Source organism: Pedobacter suwonensis, assembly GCF_900111825.1.
Taxonomy (GTDB): Bacteria; Bacteroidota; Bacteroidia; order Sphingobacteriales; family Sphingobacteriaceae; genus Pedobacter; species Pedobacter suwonensis.
Genome location: NZ_FOJM01000019.1, coordinates 15966 through 42161, shown reverse-complemented (window position 1 = coordinate 42161; position 26196 = coordinate 15966). Strand labels below are relative to the sequence as shown.

The 26196-nt window shown below is 40.0% G+C and carries 21 protein-coding genes and 1 pseudogene; 6 read left to right on the top strand and 16 right to left on the bottom strand.

All coding sequences use genetic code 11. The features are described 5' to 3' along the window. Positions 1–213: 213 nt before the first annotated feature. Together BM107_RS21205 and dinB are read right to left on the bottom strand one after the other, a co-directional pair. Complete coding sequence (locus BM107_RS21205) at positions 214–3231, bottom strand: DNA polymerase III subunit alpha (RefSeq protein WP_090987058.1); 3018 nt, start codon at positions 3229–3231, stop codon at positions 214–216. Positions 3232–3233: 2 nt separating this feature from the next. Continuing rightward, entirely contained in the window at positions 3234–4550 is a 1317-nt protein-coding gene (gene dinB / locus BM107_RS21200) for a DNA polymerase IV (protein WP_090987056.1), read from the bottom strand. Positions 4551–4979: 429 nt separating this feature from the next. Here dinB and BM107_RS21195 point away from each other — a divergent pair, with 429 nt between their 5' ends. Beyond that, positions 4980–5165, top strand: a complete 186-nt coding sequence (locus BM107_RS21195) for a hypothetical protein (protein ID WP_134203752.1) — start codon at positions 4980–4982, stop codon at positions 5163–5165. 26 nt (positions 5166–5191) lie between these two features. Here BM107_RS21195 and BM107_RS21190 read toward each other — a convergent pair whose 3' ends face one another. The 5 genes from BM107_RS21190 to proS all read right to left on the bottom strand — a co-directional run bounded on the left by BM107_RS21190 (position 5192) and on the right by proS (position 10940). Next, positions 5192–5839 carry a response regulator gene (locus tag BM107_RS21190; RefSeq protein ID WP_090987053.1) on the bottom strand — a complete coding sequence of 216 codons (648 nt, stop codon included), beginning with the start codon at positions 5837–5839 and terminating at the stop codon, positions 5192–5194. Between the two features lie 603 nt (positions 5840–6442). Next, the gene (locus tag BM107_RS21185; protein ID WP_090987051.1) at positions 6443–7057 is read right to left on the bottom strand and encodes a Crp/Fnr family transcriptional regulator; all 615 of its coding nucleotides are present in this window, start codon (positions 7055–7057) and stop codon (positions 6443–6445) included. Positions 7058–7169: 112 nt separating this feature from the next. Next, positions 7170–8015, bottom strand: coding sequence for a TIGR02757 family protein (locus BM107_RS21180; RefSeq protein ID WP_090987048.1), 846 nt, complete (start codon positions 8013–8015; stop codon positions 7170–7172). 216 nt (positions 8016–8231) lie between these two features. Next, on the bottom strand, positions 8232–9398 hold the full coding sequence (locus BM107_RS21175; RefSeq protein WP_262987390.1) for a cystathionine gamma-synthase: 1167 nt from the start codon (positions 9396–9398) through the stop codon (positions 8232–8234). 69 nt (positions 9399–9467) lie between these two features. Then, the gene (proS, locus tag BM107_RS21170; RefSeq protein ID WP_090987045.1) at positions 9468–10940 is read right to left on the bottom strand and encodes a proline--tRNA ligase; all 1473 of its coding nucleotides are present in this window, start codon (positions 10938–10940) and stop codon (positions 9468–9470) included. A gap of 195 nt (positions 10941–11135) precedes the next feature. On the opposite strand from proS, the gene BM107_RS21165 reads away from it, so the two are divergent. Together BM107_RS21165 and BM107_RS21160 are read left to right on the top strand one after the other, a co-directional pair. Next, the gene (locus BM107_RS21165; protein ID WP_134203753.1) at positions 11136–12143 is read left to right on the top strand and encodes a hypothetical protein; all 1008 of its coding nucleotides are present in this window, start codon (positions 11136–11138) and stop codon (positions 12141–12143) included. A gap of 21 nt (positions 12144–12164) precedes the next feature. Continuing rightward, positions 12165–13694, top strand: a complete 1530-nt coding sequence (locus tag BM107_RS21160; protein WP_090987042.1) for an OmpP1/FadL family transporter — start codon at positions 12165–12167, stop codon at positions 13692–13694. Positions 13695–13745: 51 nt separating this feature from the next. On the opposite strand, the gene BM107_RS21155 is transcribed toward BM107_RS21160, so the two are convergent. The 5 genes from BM107_RS21155 to BM107_RS21135 form a co-directional block, all read right to left on the bottom strand. Further along, positions 13746–16160: a hypothetical protein gene (locus BM107_RS21155; RefSeq protein ID WP_090987041.1), complete on the bottom strand. Its 2415-nt coding sequence runs from the start codon at positions 16158–16160 to the stop codon at positions 13746–13748. 145 nt (positions 16161–16305) lie between these two features. Next, entirely contained in the window at positions 16306–16965 is a 660-nt protein-coding gene (locus BM107_RS21150; protein ID WP_090987040.1) for a response regulator transcription factor, read from the bottom strand. Beyond that, the gene (locus tag BM107_RS21145) at positions 16958–17743 is read right to left on the bottom strand and encodes a sensor histidine kinase (protein WP_090987039.1); all 786 of its coding nucleotides are present in this window, start codon (positions 17741–17743) and stop codon (positions 16958–16960) included. Before BM107_RS21145 ends, BM107_RS21150 begins: the two co-directional genes overlap by 8 nt. Further along, positions 17707–18300 carry a hypothetical protein gene (locus tag BM107_RS21140; RefSeq protein ID WP_134203755.1) on the bottom strand — a complete coding sequence of 198 codons (594 nt, stop codon included), beginning with the start codon at positions 18298–18300 and terminating at the stop codon, positions 17707–17709. The genes BM107_RS21145 and BM107_RS21140 overlap by 37 nt, the downstream gene beginning before the upstream one ends. Before the next feature lie 106 nt (positions 18301–18406). Beyond that, positions 18407–19228: a hypothetical protein gene (locus tag BM107_RS21135; RefSeq protein ID WP_090987037.1), complete on the bottom strand. Its 822-nt coding sequence runs from the start codon at positions 19226–19228 to the stop codon at positions 18407–18409. Between the two features lie 350 nt (positions 19229–19578). Here BM107_RS21135 and BM107_RS21130 point away from each other — a divergent pair, with 350 nt between their 5' ends. Further along, positions 19579–20052: a hypothetical protein gene (locus tag BM107_RS21130; RefSeq protein WP_090987036.1), complete on the top strand. Its 474-nt coding sequence runs from the start codon at positions 19579–19581 to the stop codon at positions 20050–20052. 80 nt (positions 20053–20132) lie between these two features. Here BM107_RS21130 and BM107_RS21125 read toward each other — a convergent pair whose 3' ends face one another. Continuing rightward, positions 20133–21968 carry a UbiD family decarboxylase gene (locus tag BM107_RS21125; RefSeq protein ID WP_090987035.1) on the bottom strand — a complete coding sequence of 612 codons (1836 nt, stop codon included), beginning with the start codon at positions 21966–21968 and terminating at the stop codon, positions 20133–20135. A 105-nt stretch (positions 21969–22073) separates the two neighbouring features. Continuing rightward, positions 22074–22553 carry a Dps family protein gene (locus tag BM107_RS21120; protein WP_090987034.1) on the bottom strand — a complete coding sequence of 160 codons (480 nt, stop codon included), beginning with the start codon at positions 22551–22553 and terminating at the stop codon, positions 22074–22076. Positions 22554–22835: 282 nt separating this feature from the next. Here BM107_RS21120 and BM107_RS21115 point away from each other — a divergent pair, with 282 nt between their 5' ends. Together BM107_RS21115 and BM107_RS21110 are read left to right on the top strand one after the other, a co-directional pair. Continuing rightward, entirely contained in the window at positions 22836–24365 is a 1530-nt protein-coding gene (locus BM107_RS21115; RefSeq protein ID WP_090987033.1) for a muramidase family protein, read from the top strand. Then, entirely contained in the window at positions 24362–25012 is a 651-nt protein-coding gene (locus tag BM107_RS21110) for a uridine kinase family protein (RefSeq protein ID WP_090987032.1), read from the top strand. The genes BM107_RS21115 and BM107_RS21110 overlap by 4 nt, the downstream gene beginning before the upstream one ends. A 171-nt stretch (positions 25013–25183) precedes the next feature. On the opposite strand, the gene BM107_RS21105 is transcribed toward BM107_RS21110, so the two are convergent. Both BM107_RS21105 and BM107_RS21100 read right to left on the bottom strand, forming a co-directional pair. Beyond that, positions 25184–25846, bottom strand: a complete 663-nt coding sequence (locus BM107_RS21105) for a CoA transferase subunit B (protein ID WP_090987031.1) — start codon at positions 25844–25846, stop codon at positions 25184–25186. Further along, positions 25846–26100 (bottom strand): annotated as a pseudogene (locus BM107_RS21100) (DUF4260 domain-containing protein); the annotation flags it as partial. The pseudogene BM107_RS21100 and the gene BM107_RS21105, both read right to left, overlap by 1 nt. Positions 26101–26196 lie beyond the last annotated feature (96 nt).

Sequence of the window (26196 nt, the reverse complement as noted above, 5' to 3'; positions counted from 1 at the left end):
TGATAGGTTAAAAGCAGTAACTGAAAAAGGGCAATTATGCAGGGGTTACCAAAATCAGTTTAACATACCCCACTCCCCTTTAAACATGATAATTACCTCGAAAAGATCGTTTCGATAAACTTAAGGCTGGGAACTTATGGTGAAACGTTTACGGCGACAATAAAAAAAGCCGTTGGATGGTTTTATTTTCAGCCCCATCCCCTCACCTGTTTGTTAATGAATAGCGACCGGATTTAGCTGAATAGCTAATTTGGCAAACCTGAGCACCTCTATGCTCTGAAAACCGAAATCCTCTACCACTTTGCCTAAAATGAGGTAACAGCCTTTCCCTTTAAAAGGATACTGCGGACTGGTATTGGGGAAATGGGTGGTATCAAAAAAATCGCCCCTGGCATCTAAAAAGGTACCGAACCACATTTTGTTATTTTTAACGGTATGTACGGTTTTTTCGCATACATAATTCCCCACCATCCGTACCGTTTGGCCGAGGTACCGGGGCAGATCGGCCGCCATCACCTCCCCGCGGAAAGGTGTTTTCAGAAAATCGAACATGTTATAGTTGAGCGGATAACCCAACAGCTCTAATTCTGTATAGGCATTTTCGAGATCAGAATCTGCCAGTGCAGGGAGCTGATAGGTTTTATAACTGATTTTAAACAGTTCGGCATGGTTTACTTTTTTCTGTTTAAAACCCAGGTATTGATGCACATCCCAGAGCAGGGTTTTACGATCTTTACCGGTAAAGCGCAGGGCACCAAGCCTGATGAGGATAATGGCCTGTTCGAGCGGGATACAGGTACGCTTTACAAAATCTTCGAGATGGAGATACGGACCATTTGCGGCACGCTCATGCGGAATGATTTTAATGACTTTTTCTTCCAGGCCCTGAATGCCAATAAAGCCAAGGTAGGCATCCTCCCCCCTGATATTGACCACCTCATCGCTATGGTTAACACAGGGCAGGTGCACTTTGGCACCTGTTTTCTGCAGTTCGTACACGTAAACCCAGCGGCTGTAAAAACCACCATAATTATTCAGCACCGCTACCATAAACTCCATGGGGTAATAGGTTTTAAGGTAAAGGCTCTGGTAACTTTCAACAGCAAAGGAGGCCGAATGTGCTTTTGAAAAACTGTAACCGGCAAAAGAGGAGATTTGCCGCCAAACTTCGGTAATAAGCGCTTCTGAATGGCCCTGTTTTCTGGCTGAGGCGAAAAATTTATTGACCAGTTCATCAAAAGCCAGTTTTGAGCGGTATTTTCCGCTCATGGCTTTACGCAGGATATCGGCATCAGCCAGGTTTAAACCCGCAAAATAATGGCATACTTTGATCACATCTTCCTGGTACACCATTACGCCATAGGTTTCGCTGAGCTGCTGTTTCATCACATCGCACAGGTAGACCACTTTTTCGGGAGCATGGTAACGTTCTATATACGATTTCATCATACCTGAACTGGCCACGCCCGGGCGGATGATGGAACTGGCGGCCACGAGGGTAAGGTAATTATCACATTTGAGTTTTTTGAGCAATTGCCGCATGGCCGGCGATTCGATGTAAAAACACCCGATGGGCTGACCTTCTTTAAGGATGGCATTTACTTTCTCGTCTTTTTTAAAGCTTTTGAAATCGTGGATATCGATGTCTTTATTTTTGTTCTGTTTAATGAGCTGCACCGCCTCGCGAATGTGCCCGATACCCCGCTGGCTTAAAATATCGAACTTTTCGTAACCGATGGCTTCAGCCTCGTACATATCCCATTGCACCGTAGCGAAACCTTTTGGGGGCATATCTAACGCGGTATAATAGGTAATCGGCTCCTGGGAAATCAAAATCCCGCCGGCATGGATAGAACGTTGATTGGGCATACTCTTGAGGTACCGGTGTACAGCCAGCAACTTCTGGTAAGTTGCATCCGATAAATTTTGGCGTTCTTTGGCAGGATCGGTAAAACCATCTATTTCTGCTTTAGGCAAACCCAAAACCTTACCAATTTCCCTGATTACTGCACGGTCTTTAAAAGTGCTCATGGTACCCAAAAACGCAACATGCCATTTTGGATAACGTTTAAAAATATATTTCTGAATGGTCTCCCGCTCATCCCAGGAGAAATCGATATCAAAATCGGGCGGGCTGGTTCGTTTCTCATGGAGGAAACGTTCGAAATACAGATCGAGATCAATGGGATCTACGTCGGTAATGCGCAAGCAATAGGCAACCATACTATTGGCGCCCGAGCCGCGGCCCACGTGGTAAAAACCACATTTGTTAATGGCATACCTTACCATATCAAACGTGATGAGGAAATAAGCGCAGAAGTTTTTAAGTTCGATGATGCGAAGTTCTTTCTCCAGCCGTTTAAGGGCCTCCTGGTGGTATTCGCCGTAGCGGTATTTAAGCCCCAATGTGGCCAGCCGGCGGAGCATTTTTTTATCGCCCTCTAGCCCTGTTTTGGTATAATGAAACCTGTTTTTTGAGCTGGGTACGGTACTATCTTCAAAATAGGCGCTTAAATCGCAGCTGTTGATCAGCTTTTGGGTATTCTGAACAATAAAAGGATACTGCTCAAACCGCTGGGTAAGTTCGGCCTCGGGAATGAGAAATTCATCGGGTTGGCATTTTTCGTCGTCAGGAACCTTACTTAAAAGGGTATTGAGTGCAATGGCCCGTAAATACTCATGTAAGCGATAGGTAACTTTATCGCTTACGGTAACGGGATGCCATACCAGCAGCTTGTCTTTTTGTTTTAAAAGCGGATGTTGATACAAATGATTGAGCTGTTTTGCACGGATGCCTACATATTCGTTTGCTTTTAACGTTTTATCGAACGTTTTATAAAAGGGGTAAACGATATACACATTTTCCATTGCCGGCGGCGTTTGAGGAAGCGGAAGGTGATTGATATGGTGGTGGCTTAAAAATGTATTGAGCTCGCGCATGCCCTCCTTATTTTTGGCAATGCCTACATAGCGTAAACCATTATCGCCGCGGAATTCGATACCGGCTACCGGCTTGATCTGATAAGGGATATTGCCTTTGTGTATATCATCGGCCGCTTTGGCAATGCCCTGTTTGTAACACTCGCGGATAAACTCAACTGCCCCGCCTGAGTTATTTATATCAGTAAGCACCATTTGGTGAATACCCAGATGCCGTGCGGCAGCAATAAGCTGACTAATGCTTTGTGTACCATATTTAAGGCTATAAGAAGAATGCACATTTAAAAACATAATTATTCGTATGATCTGGTGCCTGTTGTTCCCTTCTCCCTCATAAAACTTCTGATTTTTGACCGCTTTCTGATTTCAGGCGCCTGTTCTGTTTCGCCGGCATTTTCGATCAGCTTTTTATTTTTACGCGGGTTGTATTTGATCACTTTCCCTTGTTCATCGCGTGGTGGCTGGGTAACAATACAGGCCTTTACCACTGCTTCGGCGCCATAACTGTTGCGCACCCTATCCATGGCCTGGCAAAGGCTATACTCCTCTTCAGCAACGTTATACAGGCCAATCTGTTCGTAACCACTTACCAGATGGGAAAGTTTTACGCCTACCAGGCGCAGCAGCATCCGTTTTGCATATACTTTTTCGAAGAGGCGATGGGCTTTGCTGATCAGAAATGAATCAAGCGAGGTATAGGGGATCCGCTCCTGCTGGGTAACGGTTTCGAAATTGGTATAACGCACGGTTACGGTAATGCAGGCCGTGAGTTTTTGCTGGTTGCGCAGCTGGAAAGTTAACCCACTGACCATACCGGTTATAATGGCTTTTAATTTAGCCATATCCATGGTATCGCTTTCAAAAGTGGCCTGTGTGCCGATAGATTTTCTTTCGCGGTAAGGCACCACGGGCGAAAGATCGATCCCGTTTGCCTTCTGCCATAAGCTTAAGCCATGCTGCCCCAAAATTTTAAACATCAGCTGTTGCGGGATCTGCGTAAGTGTGCGGATATCGCGAACCCCCATTTCGCTCAGTTTTTTATAGGTGGCATGGCCAATGCCCGGAATTTTATGGATAGCCAAAGGATCGAGAAAGGGACGTAATTCAGGAAAACTGACCTGCCTTTCGCCATCAGGCTTCGATTCGTTCGTGGCGATTTTAGCTACGGTTTTATTGATCGACAGGCCAAAGGAAATAGGCAGGTGCAGCTCTTTCATAATGGTTTGCCGGAGTGCAGATGCGAATTTCATGCAGCCAAAAAAACGGTCCATACCGGTCATATCGATATAATGCTCATCAATACTGGCCTTTTCAAAAAGCGGAACCTGATCGGCAATTATCTCGGTAATCTCATGCGAGGCTTTGGAATATTCTTCCATATCGCCTTTTAAAAATATGGCCTGGGGGCATAATAATTTCGCCGTTCTGCCCGGCATGGCAGAATGTATACCATATTTTCGCGCCTCGTAACTACAGGAAGCAACTACCCCTCTGTCGCCGCCGCCACCGATAATTACCGGCTTACCGGATAACCCGGGATTTTTTCTGATTTCTACAGATACAAAAAATGCATCCTGATCCATATGAATAATCTGCCTGTTTTGATCCATTTTCTAATGATAAGGGTGATTGACATCAAAATTACTAATATTTTTAGTTTATTTAAAAATTATAGCGCCATCGGTTGTGAATAAATACTAACAAATTTAGCTTTCAGTTAATGAAGTAGTTGATGCCTCCACTAAAATGATGCAAACTATTGATGTATTACCGCGATGAATAGAACTGATGGTGTGCAGGTTAGGATATAGCCCACCTAGCTTGTTAAGCGAACTGCCGAATAGGAAACGGATATGGACCGCGAAAATTTGCCCGTGCCTTTGGCCCGGGTCTGTATTCCCCGCATTGATAGCGGCTTAAATTTTACGATATCGATAAGCCAAACGCCACAACAATCATTTGCCGGCCTGCCGCTTTGGTGATAAAAATAAAACTTTGTGTTATTTTAAACTGTTAACTTAACAATCAACACGATGACTATGGAAACTAAAGACAATAAAAAAGCGGCTAAAAAAGCGCAAAATGAAAAAGGAAGCTCAAAAGATAAGGCTTCCTTTGATCAGAATGGCGAAGGGGCATCAGAAAAATTTGGCCAGGCTGGCTCAAAACCTAATGAATCAGGCGATGGTGGACCTGGCACAGTAAACAAAAACAAAGAAAATTAAAAGATAAAAAGAGTGTAACACTCTTTTTATCTTTCGTAAATACTCATCTTCTCGGCCAGTTCGATAATGCTTTTGATTTTAAGCTTTTGAAAAAGCCTAAGTTTATACGTACTTACTGTACCCATTTGAAGGTTTAGCTGATTGGAAATTTCCAGTACACCAATGCCTTTTGTTAAAAGCTCTGCTACTTCCAGTTCGCGGCCGGATAGTTTGGTGAAAGGATTATCGGCATCGTTACCCAATATGCTGTTAAACATATTTTCTTTAACATTTCTGCTGGAGTAGCGGCTACCTGCTAAAATCGTAGTGATTGCCGTTACAATTTCTGACTCTTCAGCATTTTTGGTTAAATAACCAGATGCACCTGATTTTAAATAAGGTACAGCATAAATGTTTTCATTTAATGAAGAGAATACCAGAATTTTTGCATTGGGCTGAACCACCTTAAGCTGATCGATTACCTTGAGGTTGTTACCACCCGGCAAATTCACATCAATGATGATTAAGCTTGGTAATTTTTCGGTTTCTACCAGCGCCTGCTCCATTGTAGCGGCGTGAATGATTTCGACACCAGGCCAAAAGTCTGATATTAAGCCTTTTAAACCACGACGGATAATTTCGTGATCATCGGCGATGAGTACAGTAAAAGTACTTACGGCATTTTTTGTTTTCATGTATAATTAAGGATATTCTGCAAGTTAGCAAAAAGTTACTTTTTCCATACAATTGTAGTGAATTTTTTGTTAAAACTTGTAAATATTATTATACACAATTTAGCTTTTTTGTTAAAAACTTAAAATATGTAGCTGAACAATCAATGAATTTCCTGTATATACCTTTCTAACCCAGAGCCTAAACACCTGCCTGTTGACAGCTGCTACCACTACCTTTTCAGCAGTTTAGCACTTCCATTACGAATGAGCAGCCCCTATATGATTTTGCTATAAGCAAGAATGAAACCGGAGGAAATAACCTACTGGTTAATAAACAGATAACAACCAGCATAGAGCTAAGAAAATGCCTTTGGATTGAGGAGAAAAAGAAAATATCAGTATTGGTTGCTGACGCATATAAGGGAAAACATTTTAAACAGGAACGGCCACTAATGTACACCCAATACTACATATTGAGGAAAGGACATACCTGAAGTTGAGGGCCTGTATAAAAAAATATTTTATTGACAAAAGTCAACTAAATATTTCAGGGTGTTATTAATACTACATACTGATAAACGCCAATACATGAGATACAGAAGCAAAGAAAACTCATAAAAATGATCAGATCCTGGCACGGATACGGCTCAGTGTTTCCAGCCTGATGGCGAGGAAAGAAGCAATGTATTTTAGTGAAACCCGGTTAATAAGATCGGGAAAAGAAACCAGGAACCGTTGGTATCGTTTTTCAGCAGAAGAAATTCTGCAGAGATAGGCCCGTTCTTCTGCCGAACGGTAATATAACTCCATCATTTTCCTGCCCACAATATTCGCTTCGGTAAAGTTCTCGTACAGGTGTTCTGACAGAACGTGCGGAATGGCAATCAAATCAACATCTTCCAATGCCTGTAAATATTCATCTGATTCGCTTTCTAACCATAAATTGCGTATGGTACCCACTACTTCGTTTTCTTTCGCAATCCAGGTGGTAATTTCGGTACTTCCGTCTTTGATAAATCCCCTGACAACGCCTTTCACGATCAAAAACAGATATTTATTGCGATCAACCGGTGAAATGACGTATTTGTTCTTTCTATAGCTGACTGGAAACGTATGCTTATTGATGCGTCTTTCAATTTCATCATTTAATGAATGAAACTTCTTGAAAATATCGATCAGTGGCGAAGAATTGTTGTATTTTTTCCACTTGTCCTCATCAGATAAATTAACTGCAATCATAGCATTAGGGTTCGGATAGACAAATTTTTCCTTTTAAAGAAATTTGCCCTGTAATAATAAGCACATTGATTTTAAAAAAGAAGTTTTTAATCACTTATCACTCAAAATGACATTAAAACGTTTTCTCTACCCCAAGACCAAATAGTGCAAAGTCGTACTTCACCGGATCTAGGGGGTCGAATTCCTTTAACCGGGCAGTTAACTCTACCGCTGTTAACCAATCGGTTTGCTTTCGGTTAATGAGACCTAACAACCGCCCTACCCTGTCTACATGCACATCGCAAGGGCAAATCAGATCTTTAGGCTTCAGCCTGTCCCAAATCCCGAAATCAACACCGTTATGATCGGCCCTGACCATCCACCTTAAAAACATATTTAAACGTTTGCAGGTTGATTTTTGCTGTGGTGAAGAGATATGCTTTTTGGTACGGTGCGGAAAATCATCAAGCGAAAAAAAATACTGCCTGAAATAATTGAGGCTTTGTTCAATGGAAACCTGGAGCTGCCCGGCTAAACAAACCTCGGGAGCGGCATAGGTTACCACTTCAGCTACCTTGATACAGGCGTCAGGAAATACATCCTGTTTAGGCAGAAAAGCCTGTTCCAAACTATCAAACCGCCTGTAATGCATGCTGAAGAACGAAATAAAATAAAGAAGATCGGTATCGTTAAAGGTACGGTGCTTAAAGTGAAGCAGCCGTTTTAAATCATTGTCGTTATGGTTCAGCACAAAATCATATGGGGCATTGTCCATCCGGTTAAGCAGATCGCGGCATTTACTGATGATGGTTTTCCGTTGACCCCAGGCCAGAACCGCAGCAAAAAAACCAGCAATTTCGATATCCTGTTTTTTATCAAAAAGATGCGGAATGCAAACCGGATCGTTTGCGATAAAATCAGGATGATTGTACTGCTCGGCTTTACGGTCAAGAAAATTCTTTAGCTCCAGAAATTGCATATGGGTAATTATTTTTTTACGAAAACAGCAGCACATCAGCAGCTACCTAAACCGGATTGAAACGGTATCCTTTTTTGTTTTGGAGATTTTGATAAAGCCGCCACTTCGGCAAAAAAGATGTAGTGTAAAGCCTTACGAACAAAACCTTAGCACGGCAGCTGCTTTACAGAAAATAAAAAAACCGGGCAAATGATAACCATAATGCCCGATAGAATTTTAAGCCAACGCGCGTTCCAGATCTTCCAAAAGATCATCAATATCTTCTACCCCCACGCTTAAACGCAGTAGATTATCTGTTACGCCAACTTTCTCCCTTTCTTCTTTTGGAATGGAACCATGCGTCATGGTAGCCGGGTGATTGATTAAAGATTCTACCCCGCCTAAAGATTCAGCAAGTGTAAACACCTTAAAGTTAGATGAAATCCGGAAGGTTTCTTCCAGATCAGCATTTTTCAACGTAATCGAAATCATGCCTCCAAAGCCCCGCATCTGTTTTTTAGCCACCGCATGGTTAGGATGATCTTCGAAACCCGGCCAATAGATTTTATCAACCTTTGGATGTGTTTTTAGATAATGTGCAATACGCTCCCCGTTTTCGCAATGTGCCTTCATCCGGAGATGAAGCGTTTTAATGCCCCTTAAAACCAAAAAGGCATCTTGCGGACCCGGTGTTGCGCCACAGGCATTGTAAATAAACCACAGCTCTTTATACAATTGCTCATTATTGGTTACCAAAGCCCCCATTACCACATCAGAGTGGCCACCAATATATTTGGTTACCGAATGCATCACAATGTCGGCACCGAGATCGATGGGGTTTTGCAGGTATGGCGATGCAAAGGTATTGTCAACAGTTAATATAAGGTTTTTCTCCTTGGTAATTTTTGCTACCCCTTCAATATCAATAATCTGCATGGTGGGATTGGTGGGTGTTTCTATCCAAACCAGCTTTGTTTTATCGTTGATATAAGGCAACATATTTTCTGGTCTGGAAAGATCCAGAAAATGGAATTTGATGCCATATTTGCTATATATTTTAGTGAAAATACGGTATGAGCCACCATAAAGATCATTTCCGGTAATCACTTCATCCCCTGGTTGCAATAATTTTAATACCGCATCAGTTGCGCCCATCCCGCTGGAAAAGGCTAAGCCATATTTGGCATTCTCTAATGCAGCCAAACAATCTTCCAAAGCCTTACGGGTAGGGTTTGTTCCCCTTGAATACTCGTAGCCCTTGTTATCTCCGGGAGATTTTTGCCAATAGGTGGAGGTTTGATATATGGGTGTCATTACGGCACCAGTAGTTGGATCAGGCTCTTGCCCGGCATGTATGGCTTTAGTTGCGAATTTCATTTTTTTTCTAGTTTTGAGATTTGAGATTTGAGACAATAGATGTGAGATATAAGATTTGTTTTCTCTCAAATCTTATATATCACATTTAAAATCTACCTAATATGCTCTTGCAAACAATACCCTTTGGGTAGACGGCTTTCCTGAATAAATACAAACGCCATCTTCCAGTTTATTATTTAACGGAATACAACGTATAGTTGCTTTAGTTTCTTCCTTAATTTTTTGTTCCGTTTCCGGCGTTCCGTCCCAATGTGCCGAAATAAAACCGGCTTTGGTATCCAGCAGTTCCTGAAACTCTTCGTAGCTGTTCGCTTCGGTGATGTGTTCATCGCGATAAGCCAATGCCTTGTTGAACATACTCTGCTGAATATCTTCCAATAATTTGGCTACGTAGATATCCAGGCCTTCCTGCGGTACTGTTTGTTTAACTTTGGTATCTCTGCGGGCAATTTCTACCGTTTTATTTTCCAGGTCACGGCCGCCAATCGCGATGCGCACCGGCACGCCTTTCATTTCGTAATCTGCAAATTTAAAGCCCGGGCGTTGGGTATCACGGTCGTCATATTTAACCGAAATGCCCATACCTTTTAAACGCAAGCTTAATTCGTTAACGTATGCTGAGATTTTGGCCAGATCTTCATCATTTTTGTAAATGGGAACAATAACTACCTGTACCGGTGCCAGTTTCGGTGGAATAACCAGGCCTGAATCATCACTGTGTGCCATAATCAATGCCCCCATTAAACGGGTAGAAACGCCCCATGATGTAGCCCATACATGGTCTAATTTTCCATCTTTACCCGTAAATTTAACGTCAAAAGCTTTTGCAAAATTCTGTCCTAAAAAGTGAGAAGTACCCGCCTGCAGCGCTTTACCATCCTGCATCAGTGCTTCAATGCAATAGGTATCGAGCGCACCGGCAAAACGCTCATTCGGCGATTTACGTCCCCTGATTACCGGAACGGCTAACCAGTTTTCTGCAAAATCGGCATAGATATGCAACATACGTTCGGTTTCTTCAATCGCCTCTTCTGCAGTGGCGTGGGCTGTATGTCCTTCTTGCCATAAAAATTCAGCCGTACGCAGAAACAGCCTTGTACGCATCTCCCACCTTACTACATTGGCCCATTGGTTAATGAGTATGGGTAAGTCGCGGTATGATTGGATCCACCCCTTATAGGTATTCCAGATAATGGTTTCTGAAGTTGGCCTGACGATTAATTCTTCTTCCAATTTGGCAGTTTCGTCTACAACGATATTGCCATTACCGTCATTTTTAAGCCGGTAATGTGTGACAACAGCACATTCTGTCGCAAATCCCTCTACGTGAGAGGCTTCCTTTGAAAAAAATGACTTTGGGATGAATAATGGAAAATAAGCATTCTGATGCCCGGTATCTTTAAACATCTTATCGAGTATGGCCTGCATTTTTTCCCATATGGCGTAGCCATTGGGCTTTATAACCATGCAGCCACGCACCGCAGAATGCTCTGCAAGGTCGGCTTTCAATACGATATCATTATACCACTGGGAATAATCTGTTTCTCTACTTGTAATTTCTTTGCTCATCTTATGTATTTGGAACGTAATTTGTACGTTAAAATGTGTAAAATTAATGGCAAATTTATAAATTTATGCCTACAAACGATTAACAACAACCTCAAATATTTTACAGCTGTTTTTCGACCAAAAAAATAGGCAATAATTCTTTACTTTTGATTTGTTTATTAAATAAGTAAACGCACACAACTAAATATAAACACAATGAAACCAATTAAATTTTTACCCATTGTCATGATTGCCACCGCAGGGATGGTGGCCTCATGCTCAACATCCAAATTGGCTCAAACAAAGCCGGTTGATGATGTTTATAATTCTGTAGCGAAAGCCAGAGAGGTGGAAGTTGTTCTTCCTGCTCAAAATCAACAGGCGCAGAATCAAAACAACGGACAGGAAGAATATGATGAGTATTATGGAACAAGCAATCCATATTACGACATGGATTATGCTTCCAGGATCAACCGTTTTCATAACGGATACAGCTTTCAGGGGTATTATGACCCCTATTTCGATAACTACTATTATGGCAACAGTTATGGCCCTTCCAACTATTTAGGTTTTGGTTTGGGCTGGAACAGCGGTTATGGTTTAGGCGGCTGGGGCTTTGGTGGCGGCTGGGGCTGGGGCAGTATCTGGAACAACCCTTTCTATTATGGCAACTATGGTTACGGCTGGAATAACCCTTGGGCGTGGAACGCCTGGGGACCTTACTCCTATTATGACCGTTTTGGCTGGGGCGGTGGATACTACGGCGGAGGCTGGGGTATCGGCGGCGGATATTATGGCGGCGGTGTATATACCAACAACAATTTCAGACCAAGGCCAGGAAGTAATGACAGAGGTACCCCTAGATATGGCAACGGAAATGGTGGTAACTTAGGCAGGCCAAGCAGAAGTGGTATCGTGAATCAGAACGGAGGCGTATCTTACGCACCAAACAACAATGCCGGTAGGCCTACCAGAAACCAGGGTGGCTATAGCCAAAATGACGGCATGCAAAGCGGCAGACCAACCAGAAACAGTAATTATTCACCTCAACAAGGTTCACAAAGCGGCAGACCTACCAGAAATGAAGGTTATACCCCTCCTGCAAGAACCGAAAGCAGACCAACTTATTCTCCTCCACCATCATCATATGGCGGCGGCGGTGGCGGCTCTACTGGTGGTGGAGGCGGTGGTGGCTCAAGACCATCAAGAGCTGGAAGAGGTTAATTATAAAATCTAAACACACAAATGAAAAAAATAATCCTGGCTTCTCTAGTAGCTACAGTAGCTGCTATGGGAACAACATATGCCCAAAGTTATGCACCTGATGCATTCCGTTTCTCTCAAACCAATTATGGTAGCTCTGCCCGTTTTAAGGGAATGGGCGGCGCGCAAATCGGCGTTGGTGGCGACATCGGTTCTATTAATGCCAACCCTGCCGGATTAGGCTTATTTACCAAATCGGAATTTAGCATCACACCCGAATTTAATTCAGTTTCTAATAACAGTGCTTATCTTGGAAACAACACGAAAACCAACAAGAACCAGATAAATCTGAATAATATTGGCGTGGTTTTTTACAGCCCCGCAGCTAAAATGAAAGGAGCTGCTGTAGATAAAGGTTTAGTAAGTACGGTATTTGGCTTAAGCTATACCCGAAACAATGATTTTTTGAATAACATCAATTACAATGGTGTAAATACCAATAGCTCCATCAGAGATTCTTACGTAGATCAGGCCAATAATTTCGGTGTATCAAACAGCATTGCTGGTGATGCCTACAACAGTTTCCTGATTAATAAAAACACCCCTAGTTATCCGAACCGATATTCTGCCGAGCCTTATAATAATGCCAGTTTCCAACAGAACTGGAACGAATCGAGGTTAGGTTCGACTTCAGAATTTAACGTGGCTGGTGCACTTAATTTTGGCAATAAGGTATACATTGGCGCTACAGCAAGTTTTGTTAATGTAAGGTACACCAGCGACGCGGCATTTACTGAGTCAGGTATTGTTAACTCCTATAACGACGGAGACACCCCTCCTACCTATAACGGGAACGAAAATTACACCCTTAACCATTTCAGGAACCAGGAAACAAAAGGCGGTGGGTTCAATCTTAAATTAGGTGCTATTTTCAGACCGGTTAGCGAATTAAGGATCGGTTTAAATTTCCAGACACCAACCTGGATGAACATTGAAGATAATACCAGTGAGACTTTGCAAGCTACTACTGCAGGAAATGCGAATACCGGACCAACCAAATCTAACAATCCAACTCAATATTATGCATTCACGTATAACTTACGTACACCACTTAAAGCTTCAGCTGGTATCAGTTATGTTATTGCAGGTACTGCCTTAATATCAGCTGATGTGGATTATGTAGATTATTCTACTATGCGTTTCTCTGATGCGAACGGATCTGACCGTGCAACCATTAACGATAATAATGCATTTATTAAAGCATCGTATAAAGAAGCTGTGAATTATAGAGTGGGTGCTGAAGTAAAAGTTACCAACGAATTCAGTTTACGTGCAGGTTACGGTGTAAATGGAAATGGCATTAAAGGTGGCGATAATAAATTTTATCAAGCCCAATACTACACGGGTGGATTAGGTTACCGTATAGATAATTATTATTTCGATCTTGCATACCAGAACTATAAAACAAACTTCAACTCAAGCCCTTACTTGTTAGATGATTATAGCGAACCGGTTGCTGATGTTAAAAGCAATAGAAATAATGTATTCCTGACTTTTGGAGTAAGGTTTTAAGTTTAACAACACCATATAAAAACGGCTTCAGCTTAAAAACTGAAGCCGTTTTTATTTACTCTTCACCAAAATCTCTTGCTCCCCATATACCACGCCCCCATCGGTCACGCCCTGTACAACAATTTTAAATGCCCCGGTTAAATCACCTGTGTTAAAGCACACAGATGTTTTACCTGTACTGCTCAATGTTACTTGCTGGTTCCAATAAATAGTTGTTGCATTTATGGGTTCATCCATATTTGAGACATCGTATTTATAAAACTTTTTTGGCATTTGAATACCCTTTATGATAGAAATATTGGCATCCACCTCCTTTATTTGGCAACCAAAATAGGTAACCAGATTACCATCCTGATCACGATATCTACCGTTAGGTTTTGCTGGTCTGTTCCGAGAATCTCCGGCATGATTAACGCAATTTAAAATATTAGACTCGCATACGTAGTCGCCACAACGGTTCACTCTGGGTTGATTGGAAAAAACTCCCGTGTTGAAATTGTCTTTTTTCTTTGCAATAATAACCTCTTTCAAATTTATTCCCGCAGATATATTTATCGCTGCATCTTGTATCATCCCCGAAACAGGTTTGTCTGGATTTCCGAAAGAAGTCTGTTGCAACTGGGTTTTGATCTGCGTTAGTGGATCATCAATCTTTATCGAAAATATTGCGGGGTTTCGGGCATTCATGCTTAGCCAAACATCACTTTTATCATCGATAATGAGATTTGAAAACGGAATGGTAAACTTTCCGCTGCTATCGGTACTAAAGGAATTGATATTGTTTTTGGCAATGGTATGTAATTCCATTGGTGATTTAATCGTACTTTTTCCTTTTGACACCCAACCTTTAACTTCACTACTTGAGAAAACAATTGAGTCGTTGATTGGTGTCTGTTGCCATTGGTAGCCACGCCATCCCTTTATTAAAAAAACCTTATTTAAATAGGCTTTGTCTTTGATTTTTACAGAAGAAAAATCATAAGGCAACGTAGCTAACTCCTTTTCCAGATATACATAATCGACAATATTTTTATTATTTACACTGGAAAAGCGATTCGACTGTGCGCATGAAATGGATACAAATCCATTTATACTATCTAATCCTTTTCTATGATAGTCGAGCGTTAGTTTTACGCTATCTCTTTTTTCATAAAAACTCTTATCTGTTTTCAAATTGAGACTAACCAATTGATCATGATGCGCAAAAAAGAGACGCTCAGCCAAGGGCTTAAATTCGGCATCTAAAATCGTAATTTTGTTTAAGCCGGGTTTCACAGAATCAAGATTAAATCGTAGTTTCTGAATAAGTCCACCGCTAAGCCCGAGCTCGCTTTGCAGAGATATTTCATTACCGTTGTGGATTACGGCATAAATCTTTGTGTCGTGATTTGCAAGTAAGCTTATCCTGAGATCACGATCTACTACCGCATCAGCGGCTGTCATTACCAAACCTCGATTAAGAATATTGGGAAGTTCATACTGATTTTGGCCATTTGATGAAATCAATCTAATGGAATATCTATATCCAACCTTAGGCAAAATGCTAAATATGCCTAGTCCGGAAAAATCTGTAGAAAAGCTGTCAACGGGTAGGTCATTTTCGAATAAGTAAGCCTTGATCTGCACGGGAGCATTTTTTGAATCCCGAACTTCGTACCCTACCCTACTAGGCAATCCGTTAACAAGATACCCACCCTCGGGGTAAAAGTTAACCTTATATCTGCTAATCTCAGGCGATGGTAGATCATATTTAATATGCCTTTTATCTTTATTCTTTTTGATAGATACAGATAATATATTATTGGTGCTATCTATCTTTACAGTTGGATAAGGAATAACTGCCTCGCCTATGTTATTGGTTTTTATATGACCATGTGATATCACTTTTGACTTTCCGAAAGCGTAACCAATTTCTGCATTTTCAACAAAATGATGGTCACTGGTCAACACTTTAAGAAGCACACTTTCTGCAGATGCATAAATGCCCTTCTTTATTAAACTAAAATGCGGAACCATCATATTTACTGTATTAGATATGATGGATACAGGCTGTATAAACATAGCTTCAATCTTTCCATTAGCCTGAATATTTGTATTAACGACAAAGTTATAAGATCCGCTTAAAAGTGAATCAGGCAAATTAAAGCTCCCAAATGAAAGTCCATCCTGTATCAGAAATCTTTCCTGTAATACAACAGTACTGTCTATGCTATTTAGTAAAGAAATGTAAAGTGTATGATGGTTATCAAGAGGTAGCACTGATTTTAACAAATAACCCGTAAACCAAACCTGTTCACTATTGGTATAAATGTTTTTATCAAAATGTACAAACAGGCTAGATTGGAGATTACTCAAACCATAACTATTCAGGTTTGTAGCCACACTATCGAGTTGATGATTTTGTGCCTTTACTGATACACAAAGGAAAACAAATAAAAAAGTAACCAGCCGATGTTTTAAAAGCATAATATTAGTATGCTTAAAAATCAGCTTTTTATTTTAATTATTCAAATAAATCCAAATTGGTAAACTTGATTGCTATAATTGGTGAAGATAATTAGCACACAAATATTTAAATTGTTTTGCTTTACTATGCAACATATCACTCTTTCTAAATTTTAACTATTCCATGCTTTACCGCATACAAAGCCAATCCTGTACGGCTTTTGAGCTGTAGTTTTTCACAAAGTGAATTCCTATACCCATCAATGGTACGCGGACTCACAAACATCTCGGCTGCAATTTCATTATAAGTCTTTTCAGTACAGGTGTATTTTAAAAATTCCATCTCTCGTTCAGTTAATTTTACAAAACCAGATAGCTTTGAACCAGGTGACAAAGCGCTCAATGATTGCATGACCTTTCGGGTAACCAGATCATTGTAAAAGTAGCCTTTGCTTAATACCTCATCAAAAGCCATTTTAAGTTCTTCAGGTTCAGCATCTTTCAGCACATAACCTTTAGCACCGTTGGTAATCATCTTAATGATGGCCGTTTCGGCATCCATTGTACTTAACGCAAGTATATTTACCTCGGGATGATTTCTTTGCAACCATGAAGCCGTGCTGTAGCCATCCATTTCAGGCATATTGATATCTAACAACGCAATGTTTGGTACACCATATATTTCTAACTGTCTGATAAAATCCTGGCCGTTGGCGGCCTCAAATAAGATATTATAGCCTTGAAAATAGCTGATCAATGCCGCCAATCCTTTTCTAAATAATACATGATCATCAACCAAGGCTATCTGTTTAATCTGCTCAGACATAAGGTATCGTTAAGGTAATTTTTGTTCCATTATTAATCACACTGTCGATTGTCGCTTCTCCCATAATCAATTTAGCGCGCTTTACAATATTCAAAAGACCCAATCCGGTATCAATCTTGGCTTTTTCAACGGTGCTAAAACCGACACCGTTATCTGCAATCGTGATGTTTAGCTGTTCTGCAAAATCAAATACGACCTCTATTTTGTTGGCCTGGGCATGCTTTAAAATATTTTGCAAACTTTCCTGTACAATCCTGAAAGCGATTATTTTCTTCTGTTCGGTAATGTGCTGCTCCTTACCGGTTACCTCAACTTTGCTTACAATTGCCCCTGCCCTGCTTATGCGTTGCAGCTCCTGCTCAACGGCCTGCACCAGGCTTAACTCCTGGATGCGGCTCGTACTCAAACTTTTCGCAATATCACGTAAATCATTTAGCGCATTGCCCACATTCCCTTTAATCTCGGTAACCAACACTTTATCGCTTACTTCTTTTTTTTCCAGCAAACTTAACTGCAGTTTAGCCAAGCTAAGTAACTGTCCAACATTATCATGTATTTCCTGACTTATGGTATCAAATGTCTGCTCCTGCATTTCCAAACGCGATTGCAGCAACTGCTCGCCGTACTGTTTTTCCAGTTCTCCTTTTTCTTTTGCATACTGAAATTTCTTTTTCTGAAAATAGAGCATAAAGAAAACAATCGCACTACTTAGTGCGAAAAAAATAATGATGCTGGGAATAATTACGAAGAGTACTTCTCTGTCTTGATCATTTTGCATAAAAAAGCGTAGGCAAACAGTAAATACATGATGATATTAGTGATTAGATTTAATTTTTTCAGTTTAACCGCTAACTGCTCATAATTTGCGGTTAAATAATGGAACATTCCCATATAGGGTACAACGCAGGTGTAATACACGATCAGGCCGATAGCAACCCAAAATTCACCTTCGTTTAAAAGTGAAGTTGTTTCGTTTGATGTTAATTTCTCGTAGCAGTAGATAAGCGCAAAAAAAATAATAATTGTTCCGCCAAACACAAAAGAATAGCTACTCCACTGAAATATATTAAAGCAATAAAAACTAAATATATACCAGAGCACCGGGAATATAAACAAGAATAGTTTTATTGCTTTTAGCACGTAGGTATTTTTGACAATCTGCTTGAAGAAATAAGCATAGAACATAAATTCCACCAGAATAAAAAAATTATACTGGGGTAATATATTTCCCTGATAACCAAAATTGTGCCTGAATAAAAACACACTCAATTCCAACAGAAAAGTATAAGTGCATAACAAAGCAACTGTTTTGAGTTGCCTTGTTATTTTGTTCATTTGGTAAATACCTGTGATGGCGGATACCCCCAGCGAGATAAGATATAGATATTTGAGATACATAAAATTTAAATATATATCTAAAATAAGTATTTACTAATTTATCTTAAACATCAAGTGCAGCTTTATCATCGGTTGATGGCGGTGGAGTCGGATCTCCGGTGTCGAAGGTATCACCAATAAATCTATTTATAGTTAACTCATACCTATAATTAAACTCTTCACTATCAATATCTTCAATACCAATATCCCTGTTCTTGTTCATAAAGGTAAAACCGATTGTTAGACGCTGTCTTCTATCTTCTGCACCTGATACCGGTTTAGGAAAAGAATAGGCCAGGTTCGTGTATGATACAAAACGGATACCGAACCCAGTTACCATACTTCCCGCCTTACCTTTTTGGTATATCATTTCATCACGAGTTTGTATCATCTGCTCCGAACTAAACCACACGTGCTTTGTTTCATGGATAAAATTAGTTCGGTCATTGTCTGATAGGGTTTCAAAAAGAATTTTACGTTTTATGTTTTGATAATTATGAACCCAAAGTCTGGCTTGATCCTCCTCAATCTTATCGAAGGTTTTTCCATTGAAAGCGTAATAAGTTTTATCATCAAGATGATTTACGCCATTGGTTTTGACAAAAATGAGTGTAAGTACGCCACATTTATCTTTATATACATTTCCATCTCTTGATGGAGAGGCAAAATATACTCTCACTCCATCATCTTTTTTAAGCCCTTCGGTTAATTTGGTAAAAAAATCAATTGCGGCATCTATATTCACAAAATCAATCTTTCTGGTTTCCTGTTCACCTTCCTGCGAAGATGTAATGACATTCAGTATTGGATACTTGTAATTATTGAACCATAGTTCTCGATAATTACTTTCCTGTCTGGTAACAAATGTTTTTGGTAATGGTTCCATAGCTTTTAATTTAGTTTGAGGTTTATAAATAACTTATACCTAAATATACACGATGAAAATTTGAAATTGAAAATCCTCCAACCATACCTCACTCAGGCAAACAGCATTTCAAAGCCTTAAAAATCAAACTGTAACGTATTTAAATTAAGCATCACATTCTTTAACCCTCTTCTATTTATTTTAAAATACCGCGATTTTTCGGCAGGACATTGCGCTTTTCACGCGTACAAATTCGAGCGCTTTCACGCTTGATTTGAATATAATCTCCATGGTAGTTTTGAAGGAGCAATTAGCTTAATGGGGAAGCTGAAAACCAAAAGAGTAGGCACTAGAATTAAAAGAATTTAAAAATGAGTTCACTTGATGAATTAAATCAAAAATTTGACTTAGATGTATTATCAGAACAGTTAAAGGCAACTGTTGACTCAAAAGATCCGGTAGGATATATGCGAAGCAACATTAACTGGGAAATTGATAAAGATTTAGACGACAAACCAAATTTGGATATGGTTGCAAATATGATGAGCGTATCATATTCATCAAATATTGGTTATGAAATGTGGAATCCATTTCGAAGGTTCCTTGAATGGCTGGGCAGAAATAAAACGGCAAGCCAGATAAAAAAAATTCTTTGTAAAATCTATGCTGAGATACAAAAACTGATTGACGAAGAAGCGGGATTGAAAAAAATATTAACTGTTGCATTATCAGCAATAGCGGCTACAATCGGGATAGGTGCAATCAATCCGATGATCCTCACTTTGGTTGTAGGTTTTCTTGCAACAATGATTTTAAAAGGTGCAGCCAATTTTTGTGGTATTTAATTTTTATTTTATTACATCAATTGTAATAAACAACTCTTAAAACCAGGCCTTATACTCGCATAATTAGTAGGATTTTCAGGTTATATCATTCCAAATAACCTTCCACCCTCTTTACCCATCTCATCTATTTTAGCCTCAACCACTGCATCTTTAATCAATTCTGGAGCGTGGTGGGGCTTTTTTCGTGCGTCAATGACCAATGGTCCTTTACAGCCCCAGTGTTTATTAATGGTAAAATCGTTAATGCCGTAAATATCTGCTGCAGGGTTGCTTCTCGTAAAAGTTACCCAAACAAAATTATTAACCGTTGCAGCGGTAAACGATGTGTCATCAGCCAGAATAATTAATGGTAGGCCCGATAAATCCTGATTCATTAGTGCCATATTTAACAAGGCAATTTCAGCAGCCGTTTTCTCCGCATTTATATACTTATTGCCTTGCAGGACTAAAACCCCTGGCATCGCTATTTTTGGTTGATTAAAATCATCACTTAGCCTTAGTCCTTCAGGAATTTTATCCCACAGTCCGCGTTTTTTTTCCCCTGCTGCAGCAATAACAACCTTCGATCCACTATTTAATCCGTCGCCACTGTAATCAAGCGTATCAATGGTAGTATTGGTATAAAAATGGATGTCCCTGCTAAAATCTACCCGTTCCAGTACGTGTTTTATAAAATCATCGATATGGTGCGTACTTAAATGCGGATCATCTTCCTGAGCTGCAATAAAAAGATATTTAGCCAGGCTCAACTGGTTTTTACCTAAAATGTGATTTGCTATGGTTAAAATCTCCTGCGGCCTTCTCTCTTTTAAATAAGGTGTGTAACGCTCACTACCTATGGCAAAAAGCAAGGGATGTACACCTGCCGCATCAACTGCATGTACTTCTTTTAAACCATGTATTTCCTGCGGAATGGCCGAACCTGTAATCTCATGAATCAGTGCGCCAAAACTGGTGTCTTCCTGCGGCGGACGACCAACCACCGTAAATGACCATATGGCATCTTTTTTATGGTACACGTTGTGTACTTTCATTAAAGGAAACGGATGCGTTAAGCTATAATATCCCAAATGATCTCCAAAAGGCCCCTCCGGCTTATTTTCATTGGGATAGACGGTTCCTGTGATGATGAAATCGGCATCTGCAGAAATGCAAAAACCTTCATCATCATAAAAATAACGGAATCGCCTGTTGCCAAGTGCGCCGGCAAAAGTCATTTCAGACAATCCCTCTGGCAAGGGCATTACAGCAGCCAGCGGGTGTGATGGCGGGCCACCAACAAAAATACTCACCTTTAGGGGTTGCCCCAGCGCATTGGCTTTAGATTGATGCACGCCTATGCCCCTATGAATCTGATAGTGTAACCCAATTTCCTTGTCATGAATATAATCGTTTCCAGCCAGCTGGATCCGGTACATACCTAAATTGGCATTCATTACGCCAGGCTTTTCTATGTCTTCAGTATATACCTGCGGCATGGTAACAAAAGGTCCGCCATCCATAGGCCAGTTCACAATCTGTGGTAACTGACTGATGCTGGTTTTGATAAACTTACTTTTAGCAGATGGTGTTTTTAGCGGCAGTGCAGATAAAGCTGACATTGCAGAGCCGACATATTTGAAAGGATTTTTTAATGCCTTCATGGGGTCGTTCCTCAAGGCAACCAACTGTTGCACTTTGGGTAAGGTATCTCTGAAAATGAACTTTGATCTCTCTAAAGTTCCAAATAAATTGGAAACGGCAGGAAAAGGGCTTCCTTTCACTTTTTCAAATAGAATAGCCGGACCTTTATTTTCGTAAACCCGTAAATGGATCGAGGCCATTTCCAAATAAGGATCTACTTCTTCTTTTATCCTGATCAAATGACCATGCTTTTCGAGATCTGAAACACATGCTGCTAAACTTTTGTATGCCATGTTCAAAGATAAATATTTAGACTTTCTATAAAACAAAAAAGCCTTATATAAGCATATTTTACAATAAATCTACTTATATAAGGCCAATAACCTACTATTTGTAATCTATCTCTTACCAGCGAAAGAACGTAACATCCAGGTATTTTTCTCTTTAAACTGCATAAACTTGTTTACCATGTCATTCGTTCCGTCGTCACCAGCCTGTTCAGAGGCTTCCATCACTTCACGTTCCAACTCAATCAGTGTGGCCATATCATCTAAAATGGCTTCAACCATATCTAAATCTTTCATGCCTATGGTATCCACTTCCTTGATTTTGGATTCCTTAATGTAATCGGCAAAGCGACTGTGAGGTGGCTTACCTAATGTTAATACACGTTCCGCAATCTCATCAATAGTCAACTGCGCATTGGAATATAATTCTTCGAACTTTACATGAAGCGTAAAAAAATTCTGCCCTTTAATGTTCCAGTGGCAGCCTCTTAATTTTTGATAATGAATATGGTAATTAGCCAGATAATCGTTTAACAGATCTACAACTGGTTTAACTTCTTTTTCATTCAAGCTTATTTCTTTCGCGTCCATTTTATTATGATTTATATTGTTTTTGATGTGAACGTAACAAACGGAATTTATAAAAGTTTGCTCAATTTTGTCTTTTGAACAATACGTTATTTATTCAATCGTTTAATAGCTAATAAATAGCAAAACGAAGATATTACAAATATTTGTAAATGAATAATATAACATTATTGAAAGATTAAAATCATCCTGTTATTAATCGCAAGTCAACCGTTCAACTTAAGATGTTTAGCAATATTATTCGTATAATTGCGCTCCTTGATTTAGAAATTTATATAGAAATAAATGCATAAAATATATTTATCTGCTGTTGTATTATTTGCCTTAAATATTGCAAATGCAAAAGCCAATACAGCGAGAGACTCTATCGGTGTAGAAAACAATAATGGAAAAAAACTCATCGTTCACCAGACTGTAGCAAAAGACACCTATTATTCTATCGGGAGAAGATACAATGTATCTCCGAAGGATATTATGGCTTTTAACAACAATAAATATCTGCAGGTTGGGGCGATTATCAAAGTACCTACCAATATTCCTTTTACGGCTAGCGGATCATCGAATACGGAAACAACTTCTGCAACAACCGGCAACGTAATTGAACACACTATTAAGCCGAAAGAAAACCTGAACATGCTGGCCGAAAAATATGGAACCACCATCAATGAGATTAAGGCATTAAATCAGTTAAAAAGCAACAATTTAAGTATTGGACAGGTTTTAAAAATACCGGCAAAAAACGGAACGCAGGTTACGGAAGCCGAGCCGCCAGTGAACCAGCCAGCAACAACCAATACAGCATCAACGGTAAGTAATATGCCTCCGTCCGATCAAACCATGATTGAACACACCGTTGCAGCAAAAGAGTTTTTAGGAAAAATTGCGGAGAAATATGGCACTACGGTTGAAGAAATAAAAAGGGCCAACAATTTGTCAGGCAATAACCTCCGGATTGGGCAAAAGCTTAAAATTCCCGCCACTAAAAATGTTGATGAAAATAAAGTAGTAGCGACTGCTGATGAGAAACCGGTACAGGAAAGCAAACCTACCGATGCAGCTGGCACCCATACCGTTTTAAGAAACGAAACGATTTTTACCATTGCCAAGCAGTATGGCGTTACGGCCTACCAACTCAGGAAAATGAACAATCTTCCTGATAATGCCATTACCATCGGACAGGTTTTGAAGGTACCTGGAGGAATTATTACAGATGTTCAGGTACCAAAAGAAAAACAGGCTGAAACAACAGCAACAAAAGAAGTTCCTGCCGCCAGCAAGGAAGAAAGTTTTATCCACACGGTAGCTACTGGTGAAAACATTTTTTCCATTGCTAAAAAATATAACCTGACTGCCTATCAGATCAGAACGGCAAATAAATTGGAGGACAATAATATCAAAGTTGATCAGAAACTGATTATTCCTAAGCCGCCACAGCCAAGATCGGTAAATGATTTATCAAAAGAAGAACAGGAAAATGAGCCAGACAGCACCATGGTTAAAGATCCTAAACTCCGCCGCGACCCGAGCGTATACGGCTTAAGCCAGATTGAAGAAAAAGGAACTGCAGTATGGATTGCAGACCAGGATTTAGATGGAACGAAAATGTTGGTTTTACACCGTACAGCACCTGTAGGCAGGGTAATTAAGATTACCAACCCCATGACCAACCGTACTACCTTTGCAAAAGTTGTTGGTAAATTTACAGAAAACGAATCTACAAAAGATGTTATTATTGTGATGACTAAAGCAGTAGCCGATTCGTTGGGAGCTTTAGACAAACGTTTTTTCTGCAATTTAACCTATAGTGCTCAATGAGTGTAAACAAAAAACCATTTATAATTGGTATTGCCGGTGGCAGCGGATCGGGCAAAACATTTTTCTTAAACTGCTTTCTCCATCATTTTAAACAGGATGAAGTAACCCTTGTATCGCAGGATGATTATTACATTCCGGCTGGCGATATGACACAGGAAGAAAACAAATTGTACAATTTTGACCTACCCTCAACCATTGATAGCGAACAGTTTTTAAAAGACATTAAACAGCTGATCAACGGAGAAGTGGTTTATAAAAAGGAATACAACTTCAACAATCCACTGGCTGTTGTTAAAATCCTGGAAATCAAATCAGCCCCAATCATTATTGTGGAGGGCCTTTTTATTCTTCACTTTAAAGAAATTGCAGCATTATTGGATCATACTATTTTTGTTGATGCAGATGAGCATATTGCTTTAGACCGCCGTATTAAACGTGATGGTTTGGAACGTGGTTACCCTGAAGATGATGTACTTTACAAATGGCATAACCACGTGGTGCCGGCTTATAAAGAATACCTGTTACCCTACCGCGAAGAATGCAATAAGGTAGTGATGAACAATACCAACGAACCCGATGAAATCATTGCCATCACAGAAGATATTTCAAATAATTTAAGGAATAGCGTTCTGGTTGATATACAGTAAACCAAAAAGGAGTCAGGTTTAAACGCCTGACTCCTTTTTGATTATTATAGCTTTTGTCAGCCTGAGCGGAGTCGAAAACTTGTTGTAATAGAATTGAAAGCCTTTCGGCCTGCCCAACCTAACAAAATGGAAATCGTAATCGCCGTAGCTTGTGTCTCTGCCAACCACTAATTAATCCAGTCTCATTTCAGGGATTTCGCCCTCCACAATTAATCTTCCAGCTGTAGATTGTTGTATAAACCCGATACTTACCCCTGGTGCACGCTCTAAAAGTTTAAAACCACCTTCAGGTAAAATATCCAGCACAGCCAGTTCAGTTACAATTTTTTTGATACATTTTACCCCGGTTAAAGGCAAAGTACACTTTGGCAACAACTTGCTTTCTCCGGCCTTATTAATATGCTGCATGGCTACAATAATATTTTTGGCTGATGCCACTAAATCCATTGCGCCCCCCATTCCCTTCACCATTTTACCCGGAATTTTCCAATTGGCGATATCTCCATTTTCTGATACTTCCATGGCACCTAAAATGGTCAAATCTACTTTTTGTGCGCGGATCATCCCGAAACTCATGGCCGAATCAAAAATAGACGACCCCGGCAAGGTAGTAATGGTTTGTTTTCCCGCATTAATTAAATCGGCATCTTCTTCCCCTTCAAAAGGGAACGGTCCCATACCCAATAAGCCGTTTTCTGATTGCAATACGACGTTAATTCCCTTTGGAATATAATTGGCCACAAGCGTAGGTATGCCGATGCCCAGGTTAACATAGTATCCGTCTTTTATTTCTTTAGCGATGCGCTTTGCGATCTCTTCTTTTGAAAATGCCATTATTTATTTTTTCCGATTAAGCCTAAATGTGTGTGATTAAATGCATCGCTATATTTTAAACCATAGCCCAGCGCCCTATCCATACTAGAATGAGCGAACAATATGATGCCCGATAACTGCAATGCCGGCACCTTATAATAAAATCCGACCAGGAAAGTTAGAATTGCAATTGTTTTATGGTGAAATAAATTATAACACCACGCACCTACTTTTGAACCTGCCAGATACCCCAACATACTTAAATCTGGGACAAGTAATAGTGCGGGAAATACCCACCATTGAAAGGGTAGCTTTGAAAAGGCAAATACTGCAGCAGAACCATGCCGATTTCTTCAATTGCAATGATTTTT